Origin of the sequence: Pseudomonas sp. P105 (assembly GCF_032614175.1) — a bacterium.
In the GTDB taxonomy this organism is placed as follows: Bacteria; Pseudomonadota; Gammaproteobacteria; order Pseudomonadales; family Pseudomonadaceae; genus Aquipseudomonas; species Aquipseudomonas rhizophila.
Genome location: NZ_CP126693.1, coordinates 2686535 through 2701647, shown reverse-complemented (window position 1 = coordinate 2701647; position 15113 = coordinate 2686535). Strand labels below are relative to the sequence as shown.

10 protein-coding genes and 2 tRNA genes are annotated in these 15113 nt (G+C 60.9%); 4 read left to right on the top strand and 8 right to left on the bottom strand.

Annotation, left to right across the window (positions count from 1 at the left end):
• Positions 1-89: 89 nt before the first annotated feature.
• The 3 genes from QOM08_RS12235 to QOM08_RS12225 are packed head-to-tail and all read left to right on the top strand — an operon-like array spanning position 90 to position 2464.
• Entirely contained in the window at positions 90-1346 is a 1257-nt protein-coding gene (locus QOM08_RS12235; protein WP_139050383.1) for an MFS transporter, read from the top strand.
• Positions 1347-1376: 30 nt separating this feature from the next.
• A complete protein-coding gene (locus tag QOM08_RS12230) occupies positions 1377-1571 on the top strand; it encodes a hypothetical protein (RefSeq protein ID WP_257220788.1) in 195 nt (64 codons plus the stop codon).
• Positions 1568-2464 carry an EamA family transporter gene (locus QOM08_RS12225; RefSeq protein ID WP_316913012.1) on the top strand — a complete coding sequence of 299 codons (897 nt, stop codon included), beginning with the start codon at positions 1568-1570 and terminating at the stop codon, positions 2462-2464. The genes QOM08_RS12230 and QOM08_RS12225 overlap by 4 nt, the downstream gene beginning before the upstream one ends.
• 136 nt (positions 2465-2600) lie before the next feature.
• Here QOM08_RS12225 and QOM08_RS12220 read toward each other — a convergent pair.
• Both QOM08_RS12220 and QOM08_RS12215 read right to left on the bottom strand, forming a co-directional pair.
• Positions 2601-2687 (bottom strand) — tRNA-Leu (locus QOM08_RS12220).
• A gap of 194 nt (positions 2688-2881) precedes the next feature.
• Positions 2882-2955 (bottom strand) — tRNA-Cys (locus QOM08_RS12215).
• A gap of 378 nt (positions 2956-3333) precedes the next feature.
• On the opposite strand from QOM08_RS12215, the gene QOM08_RS12210 reads away from it, so the two are divergent.
• Complete coding sequence (locus QOM08_RS12210) at positions 3334-4113, top strand: TSUP family transporter (RefSeq protein WP_139050385.1); 780 nt, start codon at positions 3334-3336, stop codon at positions 4111-4113.
• Here the strand turns inward: QOM08_RS12210 and nudC are convergent.
• The 6 genes from nudC to QOM08_RS12180 form a co-directional block, all read right to left on the bottom strand.
• Positions 4081-4911 (bottom strand): NAD(+) diphosphatase, encoded by an 831-nt coding sequence (gene nudC, locus QOM08_RS12205; RefSeq protein ID WP_047226599.1) that lies wholly within the window; start codon positions 4909-4911, stop codon positions 4081-4083. The genes QOM08_RS12210 and nudC overlap by 33 nt on opposite strands.
• A gap of 6 nt (positions 4912-4917) precedes the next feature.
• On the bottom strand, positions 4918-5730 hold the full coding sequence (locus QOM08_RS12200; protein WP_047226600.1) for a crotonase/enoyl-CoA hydratase family protein: 813 nt from the start codon (positions 5728-5730) through the stop codon (positions 4918-4920).
• Between the two features lie 248 nt (positions 5731-5978).
• On the bottom strand, positions 5979-7463 hold the full coding sequence (locus tag QOM08_RS12195) for an efflux transporter outer membrane subunit (protein ID WP_316913011.1): 1485 nt from the start codon (positions 7461-7463) through the stop codon (positions 5979-5981).
• A complete protein-coding gene (locus tag QOM08_RS12190) occupies positions 7460-10564 on the bottom strand; it encodes an efflux RND transporter permease subunit (protein WP_316913010.1) in 3105 nt (1034 codons plus the stop codon). The genes QOM08_RS12195 and QOM08_RS12190 overlap by 4 nt, the downstream gene beginning before the upstream one ends.
• Before the next feature lie 82 nt (positions 10565-10646).
• Positions 10647-13742, bottom strand: a complete 3096-nt coding sequence (locus QOM08_RS12185) for an MdtB/MuxB family multidrug efflux RND transporter permease subunit (RefSeq protein ID WP_188251668.1) — start codon at positions 13740-13742, stop codon at positions 10647-10649.
• A complete protein-coding gene (locus QOM08_RS12180; protein ID WP_047226604.1) occupies positions 13739-15055 on the bottom strand; it encodes an MdtA/MuxA family multidrug efflux RND transporter periplasmic adaptor subunit in 1317 nt (438 codons plus the stop codon). Before QOM08_RS12180 ends, QOM08_RS12185 begins: the two co-directional genes overlap by 4 nt.
• Positions 15056-15113 lie beyond the last annotated feature (58 nt).

Here is a 15113-nt window from a genome sequence, read left to right as displayed (position 1 = left end):
TTATAAATTTGGTTGCATTTAACAACTTCATTTGATAGAAATCAACGAATCGGTTTCCTTTCGAAACCACATATTCCAAGGAAGGAGTGATGCCGCTCAAGTCTCATGCCCCGGTAAAGATGGACATCGAAGCCGAAAAATACAGCGGTGGGCACACGCGAGCACCCCAAACCCGGGACACCTCCAAGCTCAGTCGCTATCAGACTTTTCTTTTTGCAATTACCTGCGCCATGGCGGTCGCAAACGTCTACTTCGCCCAGCCTTTGCTGGAGTCGATGGCTGCCAGCCTGTCGGTTTCGTCGGGCACGATTGGTGTCGTAGTGACCGCGACACAAGCCGGTTATGCTGTCGGATTGTTGTTCATCGTTCCGCTGGGTGATTTGCTCAATCGCAAGAAACTTATCCTTACACAAATGCTGCTGTCGGCTCTGGCCCTATGCGCAGTTGGCGTGTCGCAGGATTGGGGCATGTTGCTCGGCGCGATGGTGCTGGTGGGCATGATGGCGGTCGTGGTGCAAGTGGTGGTTGCCTACGCCGCTTCGCTGGCGAGTCCCGAGCAGCGTGGCGAAGCCGTCGGCACCGTGACCAGTGGCGTGGTGCTGGGAATTCTGCTGGCCCGTTTCGTCTCCGGTGCAGTGGCTGATCTGGCCGGCTGGCGCGGTGTTTATTTTGTCTCAGCCGCCCTGATGATCGGCATGGCACTGGTGCTGATGCGCACCATGCCTGCCTCCACCACGCCACCGGCGAAAGGCGGCTACTGGCAATTACTGCGATCGGTGTTCCAGTTGTACCTGACCGAGCGCACATTGCGTGTCCGGGGCACCTTCGCCCTGCTGATCTTCGCCGCGTTCAGTGTGTTGTGGACGTCGATGGTACTGCCACTCAGCGCGCCGCCGTTGTCGCTGACACACACGCAGATTGGTTTGTTCGGACTCGCCGGTGTGGCCGGTGCGCTGGCAGCGGCACGGGCCGGACGGCTCGCCGACCAAGGGCTCGGCAATCGCACCACGGGCGTCGCGTTGGCACTGTTGACCTTGTCCTGGCTGCCTACGGCGTTCGTTGAACACTCATTGTTCGCCATGGCGGTAGGTGTGGTGCTATTGGATTTCGCCGTGCAAGCCGTCCATGTCACCAATCAGAGCCTGATCTTTGCCGCACGACCCGATGCACAAAGCCGACTGGTGGCCGCTTACATGTGCTTCTATTCGGTGGGCAGTGGTCTGGGTGCAATAGCCGCTACTTATACTTATGCACACTTTGGCTGGGTCGCCGTTTGTATATTGGGTGCCGCTATCAGCGCAGTCGCCCTGCTGTACTGGTTCTACCTGGGACTGACTTCCAAGTAACTTTCCAACGATTCGGCGTTCCGCGCGTCGGTGCCACAGGAGCTGTCACCGGCAACCTGCAGCGCCGCCACGGTGATGTTCGGCGTACCCGAGGACATGACGCTCGACGTGATCGAACAGGGCGAAATCCGCACCATGGTTAATGACAGGCTGACGTTGGCGACGTACGAATTGAACCTCCGCGGCGTGACACCGACCTCCTTCATCAAGGCAAATAATCCATGAAACCACTGCACGTAGTGTTGGCTGTATTGATAACGGCAATCTGGGGTGTGAATTTCTCTGTGATCAAACTGGGACTGGCCACCGTCGACCCGTTCATCCTGGCGGGTATCCGCTTCAGTCTCTGTGCGTTACCGGCGATTTTCTTCATCCGTAAACCCGAAGTGCCGTGGCGCTACATCATCGGCTATGGCCTGGTGTTCGGCATTGGTCTGTGGGGCGTGGTCAATCTGGGTATCAAGGCCGGGCTGTCGGCGGGCATCGCGTCGCTGGTGCTGCAATTCAGCGCGTTCTTCACCATCCTGCTCGGCGGTTGGGTGGTCAAGGAAGCGCTGACCCGCTTCCAGGTGCTGGGAATGTTGATCGCCCTCGCGGGGCTGTTGTGCATCATCAAGATCAGTGACGGTTCGGTGAGCCTGACCGGCGTATTGCTGGTACTGGTGGGCGCGGCGTCTTGGAGCGTTGCCAACATCATCAACAAGAAGGCCAGCACCAAGGATGTCTTCGGCTTTCTGGTCTGGTCCAGTGCGTTTGCACCGATTCCGCTGTTCGCCCTCGATTACGCGGTGAACGGCAGCGCCGGCTACACCGCGCTTGTCAGTCAGGTGAACACGACTGCCGTGTTGTCGATCCTGTTCCAGGTCTATCCCAATACGCTGTTCGCTTACTGGATCTGGAACTCGCTGCTCAAAACCTATCCGGTCTCCACAGTGGCGCCGCTCTCTCTGCTGGTGCCGATCTTCGGCATGCTCGGCTCGGTAGTGGTGTTCAACGAAAGTGTGCCGGTGAGCAAAGTACTGGCGGTGGTCCTGATCGTACTCGGCCTGGCCGTCGGCCTCTATGGTCAGCGTATTTTCAATGCTATGTTCGCGCGCCCTGTGCGCACTTCAATGTGAATCGATAGGGAACCGGCATGAGCCTGGGAAGAAGCGATTTTATGGGCGCCATTGTAGGAGCGGCCCTGATTGGAGGCAGTATGTTCGGAAAAAAAAGGGCTTGCATGAGGTATGTCATGCAAGCCCTTGATATTCATGGTGCCCGAAGCCGGAATCGAACCGGCACGCCCTTACGAGCGGGGGATTTTAAGTCCCATGCGTCTACCAGTTTCGCCATTCGGGCGGTAGCGCGGTCAACCTTATGGACATCAGCGTGGAGCAGATATGCCAGTCGAGGCTGGTGCAGCAAGAGGGGGGAATATATACATCCCTTCCCGGCGAAGCAAGGTAGCTTCTGTCCTTTTCAAGACAAAACCTGTCGCTGCTCCGAAAATAAAAAAGCTCCGTAAATCATGGATCTACGGAGCTGTTTTAAAGTGGAGGCCGAAGTCGGAATCGAACCGGCGTAGGTGGATTTGCAATCCACTGCATAACCATTTTGCTATTCGGCCTCAAGACGTTTGATGCAAGAAAGCTACATCAACCGCGTACAAACCTGATCAGGAAACAAGACGCTTACGAAGCTCTATCTCCTTGAAAACATTGAGATTTTTTACGTCCCAGTGCGTTCGATGGGCGCAATTATGTACTCATTTGCCTAGGCTGACAACCCCTTGATTTCAAAAAAAATTCGTCCAAAGGCCAGCTTCCGCCCGACAACCACATAGGTGTGCGAAGGCTTCTGGGCCTGCGTCGCAACCCAGCGGAGCCAGCTCCCTCGCCACGGAGACTTCAGGGACCCATGGAGGCAGTCGCAGCCCTGCCCCATTTATGGGTAACATACCGGCCTTCCCCGCAGTCACCTGCGCCCTGCCAAATAAGCCCATTTCATGCCTTTCGAACTCAGCGTTGACCTTACCACCCTCGCTATCCTGATCGTCGTCGCATTCATTGCCGGTTTCATCGATGCCATTGCCGGCGGAGGTGGCCTGTTGACCACCCCGGCCCTGCTGACCGCCGGCTTGCCTCCCCATCTGGTCCTGGGCACCAACAAACTCAGCTCGACCTTTGGTTCGGCCACGGCCAGTTTCACGTTCTACAAGCGCAAGCTGTTCCATCCAAGGCAGTGGACCCATGCCCTCGTCGGCACGCTGGTCGGTGCCTTGGCCGGCGCCATCGTCGCCCATTACCTGCCCGCCGAGTGGCTGAACAAGATGCTGCCGGTGATCGTCTTCGCCTGTGGCCTGTACCTGTTGTTCGGTGGCACGCCCAAGGCGCCGCTGGACAGCGATGCGCCGATCAAGAAGACCTGGCAAGCGCCCCAGGGGTTCAGCCTGGGCTTCTACGACGGCGTGGCCGGTCCTGGGACGGGTGCATTCTGGACTGTCAGCAGCCTGCTGCTCTATCCCATCGATCTGGTCAAGGCCAGTGGTGTGGCCCGCAGCATGAATTTCGTCAGCAACATCGCGGCGCTGTCGGTGTTCATTTTTTCGGGGCAAGTGGAGTGGATCATCGGCCTGAGCATGGGGCTGTCGGTGATGGTAGGGGCATTCTTCGGCGCGCGCACCGCCATCACCGGCGGCGCGAAATTCATCCGACCTGTATTTATCACCGTGGTACTGGGCTTGACCGTGCGTCTAGCCTGGCAGCACTGGTTCAGCGTGGCCTAAGCGCCGCGCCACATAGAGGTCGATCAGGTAGCGGGCGATGGAACGCGAGGCCGGCAGCGGCGGCAGGTTGTGCACGTTGAACCACTGGGCATCTTCGATTTCATCTTCCTGCCTGACGATGTCGCCACCGGCATATTCGGCGTGGAAGCCGAGCATCATCGAATGGGGAAACGGCCAGCATTGACTGCCGACATACTGAATGTTCTTCACCTCGATGCTGACTTCTTCGCGCACCTCACGAACCAGGCAATCCTCGGCGGACTCACCTGGCTCGGCGAACCCGGCAAGCGTGCTGTAGACCCCCGTGACGAAGCGAGGCGAACGGGCCAGCAGGACTTCATCGCCACGGGTGATCAGCACGATCATGCTTGGTGAGATTCGCGGGTAATGCCGCAAATCGCAGGCATCGCAATACATCGCCCGTTCCCGGGCAATCTGGCCCATGCGTTTGCCACAGCTGCCACAGAAACGGCACTCCCGAGCCCAGGTGCCGATCTGCGCGGCATAGCCCAGGACCTTGTACAGCGTGTGGTCATCCTCGAGCATGAAGGCCCGCAGCCCCTTCCAACTGCAGCCGGGGATGTCCTGTGCGCTGTGCAGTTCCAGCAGATAGACCGGCTCGCCATCCAGGTGGCCAATGCCATGCTCGGCGAGGATCGACAGGTCCTGGCGCTTGAGCCAGTCGCGGGGAAACAGCGCGCCGTTGTCATCGAACAGAAAGCCTTCCGGGCTGCGGGCCACGGCCCAGCCCCCCGGGAGATCGGTATCGAGTACTGCGGTGGTCCAGCGTGAAATCATGATCAATCAATCCTGAAATTCAGGTTTCTGTTTGCTCATATGGGCGGCCATGGCCACGCGCAGGTCGGTCGATTGCAGCATGGCGGCGTTCCAGGTGGCGACGTATTCCAGCCCGTCGTCGATGCGGTGGTCGCGCATGTAGCTGATCATTTCCTTGGTACCGGTCACGGCGATCGGCGACTTGGCGGCGATTTCTCGAGCGATGCCCATGACACCGTCAAGCAGGCTGGCGGTATCACTGTAGACACGATTGACCAGGCCGATGCTGCGCGCTTCGTCGGCACCAAAGGTACGCCCCGTATAAGCGAGTTCACGCAGCATGCCGTCCCCGATGATCCGGGGCAAGCGTTGCAATGTGCCAACATCGGCCGCCATGCCGATATCGATTTCCTTGATGGAGAACTGCGCATCCTCGGCGGCATATCGCATGTCGCAGGCTGAAATCAGGTCGATGGCGCCGCCCAGGCAATAACCCTGGATCGCTGCAAGCACCGGTTTGCGACAGTTGTCCACGGCGTTGAACGAGGCTTGCAGTTGCAGGATCTTGCGGCGCAACAGGCGTGCGTTGCGGCCCACGTCCTTGCCCAGCTCATTGGCCACGGCGGCCAGCATCATCAGGTCGATGCCCGAGGAGAAGTGTTTGCCGGCACCGCTCAATACCACCACGCGCGCTTCGTCGGTGTCGTCGATCCATTGGAAGATTTCGACGATCTCGCTCCAGAACGCGGCGTTCATTGCATTGATCTTGTCCGGTCGATTGATCTGCACATGGGCGATATTGTCTGCAAGTTCGACGGTGAACGCTTGGTATTGCGACATGGCAGTGATCCTTTACCGGCTGAAAAAGAGGCCTGAACTATAACAAGTCAACGCACCGGGTCGTAGACAGTGCATCGGCCAAAAGCGGGACCTGGCTGCCTGCAATGAAAATCCACCCTGTGGCGAGGGAGCTTGCTCCCGCTGGGCTGCGTAGCGGCCCCATTTTTATGAGTGCTTCGCACTCAAGCGGGAGCAAGCTCCCTCGCCACACATTCATCTTTGTCCCTTAAAAAGACAGCGTTGCCGACTCAATCGGGGTTCTCACTCACCTGCATCTGCCCATCCCACCCACCACCCAATGCGGCGATCAGTTGCACACTCGCGATCAACCGGCTCTGCTGCAAGGTCAGCACACTGCGTTCATTACTCAGCGCGGTGGCCTGGACCGTGACGACATCCAGGTAGGCGATCAGCCCTGCCCTGTACTGGTTCTGGGTCAGGCGCAAGGATTCGCGGGCGGCATCCAGGGCCTCCTGGCGCACGCGGGCTTCGTCTTCCAGGACTTTGAGCTGGATCATGTAGTTTTCCACTTCGCGAAAACCGTCGAGCACCGTCTGGCGATAGGTGGCGACCGTCTGGTCGTAGGCCGCAACGGTGCGGTCGACTTCCGCCGAACGCTGGCCGCCATCGAACAGCGTCATCGCCAGCTGCGGTCCCACCGACCAGAAGCGATTCGGCACACTCACCCAGTTATCGTAGGTACTGCTGCTGTAACCGCCGCTCAAGCTCAGGGTCAGGTCCGGGTAATAGGCGGCCTTGGCCACGCCGATGTTGGCGTTGGCGGCCATCACCGAACGCTCCGCCGAGGCAATGTCCGGCCGGCGCTCAAGCAACTGCGAGGGTAGCGCCACGGGGATTTGCGGAAGGGTCGGGATGTCCTGGGTTTCTGCCAGGCTGAATTCGGCCGGCGGCAGGCCGATCAGCACAGCGATGGCGTTTTCGAATTGAGCACGTTGCCAGATCAGGTCGATCAACTCGGCCTGGGTAGTCTTGAGCTGAGTCTGCGCCTGGGCCACCGCATCCCTGCCGGATACGCCCGCGCGGTATTGGTTTTCGGTCATCTTCAGCGAACGCTGATAGTTGTCCACGGTGGTCTGCAACAAGCGCTTCTGCTCGTCGATCACCCGCAATTGCAGGTAGTTTTGCACCAGTTCCGATTGCTGGCTCAGGCGCATGGCGGCCAGATCGGCGAAGCTGGCTTCGGCGCTGGCTTCATTGGCTTGCAGAGTGCGACGCAACTTGCCCCAGACGTCCGCCTCCCAACTGACACCGGCCTGGGCGCTGTAGGTGTCGCGGATGCCACTGGCCGAACTGCTCAGGCTCGAATTACTGCTGCCGGTGCCCTGGCTGGAGCGGTTCTTGCCGACGGTCAGTTCAACGGAGGGGAAGAACGCGCCCCGGGCACTGCGAACCAAGGCCTGGGCCTGACGGTACTGGGCTTCGGCCTGGGCCACGGTCTGGTTGGAGGTGTTGAGTTTCTCCACCAGGCCATTGAGCCGGGCATCGCCGTACAACTCCCACCAGGCACCCCGAGCCAAGGCGTCGCTAGGATTGGCCTGGCGCCAACCCTCAGCCTCCTTGTACTGCACGGGCGCCGCGGCCACCGGGCGCTGGTAATCCGGGCCGATGGCGCAGGCGCTGAGCATCGCCACGCACAGCGTCAGGCTCAGCAGCCGCGAGCCACGGGCGGTCGCCAGCGGTGCGACAAGATTGAAAAGCGAACGGTCGGTCATAGCGGAGTTTCCAGGGCAGCATCAGTGCGCACGCCGCGCCAGCGGTTGAAGCGATGGCGCAGTTTGTCGAGATAAAGGTAAACCACAGGCGTGGTATAGAGGGTCAGGATCTGGCTGAACACCAGTCCGCCGATGATGGTCAGGCCCAGCGGCTGGCGCATCTCAGAGCCTTCGGCACCGCCAAGCAATAGCGGCAAGGCACCGAGGATCGCCGCCAGCGTAGTCATGAGAATCGGCCGCAAGCGCAGCAGGCAGGCGTTGCGGATCGAGTCCTGCGGCGACTGCCCGCCGCGCTCCAGTTGCAACGCCAGGTCGATCATCAGGATCGCGTTTTTCTTCACCACGCCAATCAGCAGGAACAACCCCAACAACGAGATCAGGCTGAACTCGCCGCCCAACAAGTAGATCGACAGCAGTGCGCCGACACCGGCCGACGGCAAGGTGGACAGGATGGTCAGCGGATGAATGTAGCTCTCGTACAACACACCCAACACCAGGTACACCGCCAGCAATGCACCCAGGATCATGAACGGCTGGCTTTTCTGGGTTGCCGCGAACGCATCGGCGGTGCCGGCCATTTTTGCGATGATGTCTTCAGGCATCCCGAGCCTGGCAATTGCCCGCTCGATGGCGGCCGTGCCCTGCTCCACCGTCACCCCCTCGGCCAAATCGAACGATATGTCCTCGGAGGCGAACTGACCCTCATGGCTGACCCGATCATCCTCCAGGCTGCTCTCATAATGCGCGATGGTCGACAGGGGCACCCGCGCGCTGTCAGCGGTAATGACCTGGACCTGATCGAGGGTGCTCGGGTCTTGGGCGTACTTGGGGTTGACCTCCATCACCACCTGATACTGGTTGAGGCTGTCATAGATGGTGGATATCTGCCGCTGGCTGTAGGCGTTGTTCAACACCGAGGTGACCATATCCATGTCGATGCCCAGGCGCTTGGCCTGGTCACGGTCCACCACCAGCGTGATCTGCTGGGCGCCGCCGCCGTCGCGAGCGTCGATAGCGGTCAGCTCCGGCAAGGCCCTGAAGGCCGCCGCGACTTTGGGGTACCACTGGCGTAGCGACGCCAGATCACCGCTCTGCAGGATGTAGGAATACTGCGAGGTGGTCTGCTCACGTCCACCACCAAACTGCAGATCCTGGTCGGCCATCAGCATCAAGCGACCACCCGGCACCAGGGGCATCTCCTTGCGCAAGCGCTCGATGACTTTCTGCGCGGAGATACCACGCTCGTTGATCGGTTTGAGGCGTACCAGCATGAAGGCATTGTTGGTGCCGTTGTTGCCGCCGATGAACCCCGCCACGCTTTCTACGGCTTCATCCTTCAGCACGGCGCGACGAAAGATTTCCATCTTCGGCTGCATGACGTTGAACGAGAGTCCGTCGTCGCCGCGCACGAAACCGATCAACTGGCCGGTGTCCTGCTGAGGCATGAAGGTTTTCGGCACCACCACGTAGAGCGCGATGTTCACCCCTATGGTCACCAGCAGGCTCAGCAAGGTCAGGCGCCGATGGCGCAGCACCCAGTCCAGGCTGCGCGCGTAACCACGGACCATCCGCTCGTTGAGGCGCCGGCTCCAGCGCTGCAAGCGATTCTCCTGCCCCGGCACGTGGGGCTTGAGCCAGCGAGCGCAGAGCATCGGCGTGAGGGTCAGCGACACCACCAGCGAGACCACGATGGCCGCCGCCAGGGTGATGGAGAACTCGCGAAACAGGCTCTCGATAATCCCGCCCATGAACAGGATCGAGAGAAACACCGCCACCAGTGAGACGTTCATCGACAGCAGCGTAAAGCCCACCTCTTCGGCGCCCAGGTAGGCCGCCTTCATCGGCGGGACGCCTTCGTCGATGTGCCGGGAAATGTTCTCCAGCACCACGATGGCGTCGTCCACCACCAGGCCGGTGGCGAGGATCAACGCCATCAACGACAGGTTGTTCAGGGAGAAGCCGTAGAGGTACATCACCGCAAACGTGCCCACCAGGGACACCGGCACCGCCAGGGTCGGGATCAGTGAGGCGCGAAAGTTGCCCAGGAACAGGAACACCACCAGCACCACCAGGGCCACGGCAATCAGCAGGGTCATTTCCGCCTCGTGCAGCGTGGCCTTGATCACCGGTGAGCGGTCCATGGCCAGGTTCAGCTTGACGCTGGCCGGCAGCACGGCCTGCAACGCCGGCAGCTGGTTCTTGATCTCATTGACCGTCTCGATGATGTTGGCGCCAGCCTGACGGTTAATCACCAGCAGCACGGCTGCGTCATCGTTGAAGAAACCGCTGTTGTAGCGGTCTTCGACGCCGTCGGTGACTTTTGCTACGTCCTTGAGGCGCAGCACCGAGCCGTCCTGGTAACGGATGATCAGCGTTTCGTAGTCCTTGGCCTTCTCCAACTGATCGTTGGCCTGGATTTGCCACATGCGCTGTGCGTCCTCGACCGAACCCTTGGGCCGGCGCACGTTGCTGTCGGCAATGGCGCTGCGCACATCATCCAGGGCTACGCCGTACTGGTTGAGCAGTTGCGGCTCCAGTTCGATGCGCACCGCCGGCAAGGAACTGCCACCAATCTGTACCTCGCCCACGCCCGACACTTGGGACAGGCTCTGGGAAAGGATGGTTGAAGCCAAATCGTAGAGCTGACCCTTCTCCAGCACATCCGAGGTCAGCGACAGCACCATGATCGGCGCCTGGGACGGGTTGACCTTCTTGTACGTCGGCATGCTGCGCATGCCGCTGGGCAACAGGTTGCGCGAGGCATTGATGGCCGCCTGCACTTCCCGCGCCGCGCCGTTGATGTCGCGGTCCAGGTCGAATTGCAGGATCACCCGGGTAGAGCCCTGGCTGGAGCGGCTGCTCATGGTGTTGACCCCGGCGATGGCGCCAAAGGAACGCTCAAGCGGCGTTGCCACCGTCGACGCCATCACCTCGGGGCTGGCCCCCGGCAAGTTGGCCTGGACCACGATCACCGGAAAATCCATCTGCGGCAACGGTGCAACCGGCAGCAAGCCAAAGCTCACGCCACCGAGCAGCATGATTGCAAAGCTCAGCAGCATGGTCGCTACGGGGCGACGGATGAAAGGGCCGGAGAGGTTCATGGGTGACAGCTCCAAGCTTCAAGCTGCAAGCTGCAAGAGAAAAGCAAGTCGTGCACAGGCTTTAGCTTGCCGCTAGATACCGTCATACCCGCACCTCTTCCCCATCAGGCTTGGCAAAGCGGCGCCCCAGGCGGTCGAAATACAGGTAAATCACCGGCGTGGTGAACAACGTCAGCACCTGGCTCACCAACAACCCACCCACCATCACCAGCCCCAAAGGCTGGCGCAGTTCGGCGCCGGAGCCCGTGGCGAGCATCAATGGCACCGCACCGAACAGGGCCGCCAGTGTGGTCATCAGGATCGGCCTGAAACGCAGCAGCGCGGCCTGGTAGATGGCCGTCTGCGGGTCCATGCCCTGGTTGCGTTCGGCGTCGAGGGCGAAGTCGATCATCATGATCGCGTTTTTCTTGACGATGCCGATCAGCAGGATGATGCCGATGATCGCGATCATGCCCAGGTCATTGCCGCTGATGATCAGCGCCAGCAAGGCGCCGATGGCCGCCGAGGGCAATGTGGAGAGAATCGTGATCGGGTGGATGTAGCTCTCGTACAGAACGCCGAGCACTATGTACATGGTCACCACCGCCGCCAGGATCAGCAGCAAGGTACTCGACAGCGAGGCCTGGAACGCCTGGGCCGCGCCCTGGAATTGGGTCTGCACCCCGACCGGCATGCCAATGTTCTGCTGGACCTTCTCGATCACGTCCACCGCGTGCCCGAGGGCTACATCGGGCGCCAGGTTGAACGACATCATCACCGCCGGGAACTGGCCGATGTGAGCAATGGCCAACTGGGCCTGACGCTCCTCGACGCGGGCCAGGCTCGACAGTCGCACCTGGCCACCATCGGTGGTCTTGACGTGAATCTGATCCAGCGCCTGCGGCCCGATACGCTCCCCAGCCTGGGCCTGCAACACCACCCGATACTGGCTGGCCTGGGTGTAGATGGTGGAAATCTGCCGCTGGCCGAAAGCGTCATACAGTGCATCGGTGATGTCCGCCACCGATACGCCCAGGCGAGACGCGGCGTCGCGGTCGATCACCAGGTAGACCTGCAGGCCTTTGTCCTGCAAGTCGCTGGCGACGTCGGTCAACTCCGGCTGCCGGGCCAAGGCTTCGACAAGGCGATCGCTCCAGAGGCTGAGCAACTCGGCATCCGGCGAAGACAGGCTGAACTGGTACTGGGTGCGGCTGACCCGGTCTTCGATGGTCAGGTCCTGCACCGGTTGCATGAACAGGCGGATGCCCACCAGCCGGTCCAGTTGCGGCTGCAAGCGGGCGATGATTTCGGTGGCGCTGTCATCCCGTTCGCTGTGGGGCTTGAGATTGATCAGCAAGCGACCACTGTTGAGCGTGGCGTTGTCACCGTCCACGCCGATGTAGGAAGACAGGCTCTGCACCGCAGGGTCGGCCAGGATCACCTTGGCCAGCTGCTGTTGGCGCTCGCTCATGGCGGCGAAGGAAATCGACTGTGGCGCCTGGGAAATACCCTGGATCACCCCGGTGTCCTGCACCGGGAAAAACCCCTTGGGCACGGCCAGGTACAACACCACCGTCAACACCAGGCTGCCCACGGCAACCAGCAGGGTCAGCGGCTGATGCTTGAGCACCCACTGCAACTTGCGACCGTAGGCGGCGATCATCCAGTCGATCCAGGCGCCGCTGGCGCGGTAGAAACGCCCCTGCTCTTGCTCCTTGGGCTCGCGCTTGAGCAACCGGGCACACATCATCGGCGTCAGGGTCAGCGACACCACAAGAGAGATCAGGATCGCCACCGCCAGGGTGATGGCGAACTCGCGGAACAAGCGCCCAACCACGTCGGCCATGAATAGCAACGGGATCAGCACCGCGATCAGCGACAGCGTCAGCGAAATCAAAGTGAAGCCAATCTGCTTCGCGCCCTTGAGCGCGGCCTGCATGGGGCTTTCGCCCTCCTCGATGTAGCGGGCAATGTTTTCCAGCATGACGATGGCATCGTCCACCACAAAACCGGTGGCAATGGTCAGAGCCATCAGCGTCAGGTTGTTGATGGAAAAACCGGCCAGGTACATCACGCCGAACGTGCCGATCAGCGACAACGGTACAGCCACCGACGGAATGATCGTGGCACTGACCCGACGCAGGAACAGGAACGTCACCATGACCACCAGGGCGATGGCGATCAGCAGTTCATGCTGTACGTCGGTGACCGAAGCGCGAATGGTCTGGGTGCGGTCAGTCAGCACCGTAACGTCCAGGCCGGCCGGCAGGTTGTCGGTAATGCTCGGCAGCAAGGCCTTGATCCGGTCTACCACCTCGATGACGTTGGCCCCCGGCTGGCGCTGGATGTTCAACAACACAGCCTGATTTTCGTTGGCCCAGGCGGCAAGGCGTTCATTCTCGGCGCCATCGACGATCTGCGCGACATCCTTGAGGCGCAACGGAGCGCCGTTGGCATAGGCGAGGATCAGCTCGGCGTAGTCCTTGGGCGAGGTCAACTGATCGTTGGCATCGAGCATCGAGACCCGGGTCGGTCCGTCGAAGTTGCCCTTGGGCTGGTTGACGTTGGAGGCGCCGACCAGGGAACGCACATCCGCCAGGTTCAGACCTGCGGCTGCCAGGGCCTCGGGATTGACCTTGATCCTCACGGCCTGGCGCTGGCCGCCGGCGATCGAAACCATGCCGACCCCGCTGATCTGGGCGATTTTCTGCGCCATGCGGGTGTCCACCAGATCATTGAGCTTGGGCAGCAACATGGTCTTGGAGGTGATCGCCAGGGTCAGCACCGGGGTGTCGGCCGGGTTGACCTTGTTGTACACCGGCGGGGCCGGCAGATCGTTGGGCAGCAGGTTGGTGGCCGCATTGATCGCCGCCTGCACCTGTTGCTCGGCGACATCCATGTTGATGTCGAGGCTGAAACGCAGGGTAATCACCGACGCGCCGCCGGAGCTGGTGGACGCCATTTGCGTCAGGCCCGGCATCTGCCCGAACTGCCGTTCCAGAGGGGCGGTCACGGCGCTGGTCATCACGTCGGGACTGGCGCCCGGGTACAGGGTCATCACGCGGATGGTCGGGTAATCGACCTGGGGCAATGCCGACACCGGCAGCAACCGATAGGCGATCAGACCGGCCAGCACGATGGCCAGCATGCTCAGGGTGGTGGCGACCGGGCGAAGGATGAACAGACGCGAGAGGTTCATGCGCCGCCCTTTTTCGCCTTGTCGGCCACGGCCGGTTCAGCCGGGGCCGCCGCCGTTTTGCCCTGCAGGTGTTCGGTCGGCGTGGTGGGCACGTCCTGGCTGTCGTTGACCACATCCACCTCACTGCCTTCCTTCAGGCGATCGGTGCCTTCTAGCACTACTCGATCACCTGCGGCCAGGCCTTCGGTGACTACGGTGTGTTCGCCGTCGCTGGCGCCGATCTTCAGCTTTCTGATGGTGACTTTTTTATCGCCATCCAGGGCGTAGACGAAGGTGCCGTTGGTGCCGAACTGAATCGCAGCGGTCGGCGCCAGGACTACATTTTTGAGGGTGTCGGCCAACAGGTGCACATTGACGAACTGGTTGGGGAACAGCGACTGGTCGCGGTTATCGTAGCGAGCCTTGAACTTCAGGGTGCCGGTGGTGATATCGATCTGGTTGTCCAGGCTTTGCAGTACACCGCTGGCCTGCAGCTTCAGGTCACTACGGTCCCAGGCTTCCACTGGCAGCTTCGCCCCGCTGCGATAGCGGGCAAGCACGGTATCAAGGTTGGTTTCCGGCAGCGTAAACACGACGCTGATGGGTTGCGTCTGGGTGATGACCGCCAGCGCGGTAGTGTCGTTGGCGGCCACCAGATTGCCAACATCCAGTTGCCGCAAACCGACCCGACCGGAGATCGGCGCCCGGATCCTGGTGAATTCCAGATTGAGCTTGGCGTCGTTGACCGCCGCCTGGTTGGTCTTGACCGTGCCCTGGTACTGGCCCACCAAGGCGGCGGCGGTATCAAGGGTCTGTTTGGCGATGCTGTCCTCGGCATACAGGCCACGATAACGCTCGAGGTCTACCTGGGCATTTTTCAGTTGGGCCTGATTCTGCAGCAGCGTGCCTTCGGCCTGGAGCAAGGCGTTCTGGTATGGCCGCGGATCGATTTCAGCCAGCAGGTCTCCAGCCTTGACCATTTGCCCTTCTTCAAAGGCGATCTTGACCAGCTCGCCACCCACCCGGCTGCGCACGTTGATGGTATTGAGGGCCGTGACGGTGCCCAACGCCTTGTAGTAAAGCGGAAAATCACCGGTGACTGCCGGCGCTACCCGAACCGGTACCGGCCCTGTCGCCCCCCCAAACCCTGGCCGCATCCCGCCCGACCGCCCCGCCTGTTCAGCAGGCGCTTTTTGCCCTGCTCCGGGCTTTTGGTCCGTGCCGGCGGGCCAGAACTTCCAGGCCAGCGCCGCGACGATCAATACGACGACCAGGCCAAACAGCCAGCGACGGGATTTGTGGGAAACAGAGGATTGCATGGAATGATCAACCATTGGGCGCGTGGGCTTCTTTTACGGGAGGCTGAACGATAAGCACTGGCGGGTATTTAGA

Bases quoted from the DNA above. Each gene is read 5' to 3' on its own strand.
- QOM08_RS12235 (WP_139050383.1), top strand. From the start codon at position 90: ATGCCGCTCAAGTCTCATGCCCCGGTAAAGATGGACATCGAAGCCGAA.
- QOM08_RS12225 (WP_316913012.1), top strand. From the start codon at position 1,568: ATGAAACCACTGCACGTAGTGTTGGCTGTATTGATAACGGCAATCTGG.
- QOM08_RS12210 (WP_139050385.1), top strand. From the start codon at position 3,334: ATGCCTTTCGAACTCAGCGTTGACCTTACCACCCTCGCTATCCTGATC.
- nudC (WP_047226599.1), bottom strand. From the start codon at position 4,911: ATGATTTCACGCTGGACCACCGCAGTACTCGATACCGATCTCCCGGGG.
- QOM08_RS12200 (WP_047226600.1), bottom strand. From the start codon at position 5,730: ATGTCGCAATACCAAGCGTTCACCGTCGAACTTGCAGACAATATCGCC.
- QOM08_RS12195 (WP_316913011.1), bottom strand. From the start codon at position 7,463: ATGACCGACCGTTCGCTTTTCAATCTTGTCGCACCGCTGGCGACCGCC.
- QOM08_RS12190 (WP_316913010.1), bottom strand. From the start codon at position 10,564: ATGAACCTCTCCGGCCCTTTCATCCGTCGCCCCGTAGCGACCATGCTG.
- QOM08_RS12185 (WP_188251668.1), bottom strand. From the start codon at position 13,742: ATGAACCTCTCGCGTCTGTTCATCCTTCGCCCGGTCGCCACCACCCTG.
- QOM08_RS12180 (WP_047226604.1), bottom strand. From the start codon at position 15,055: ATGGTTGATCATTCCATGCAATCCTCTGTTTCCCACAAATCCCGTCGC.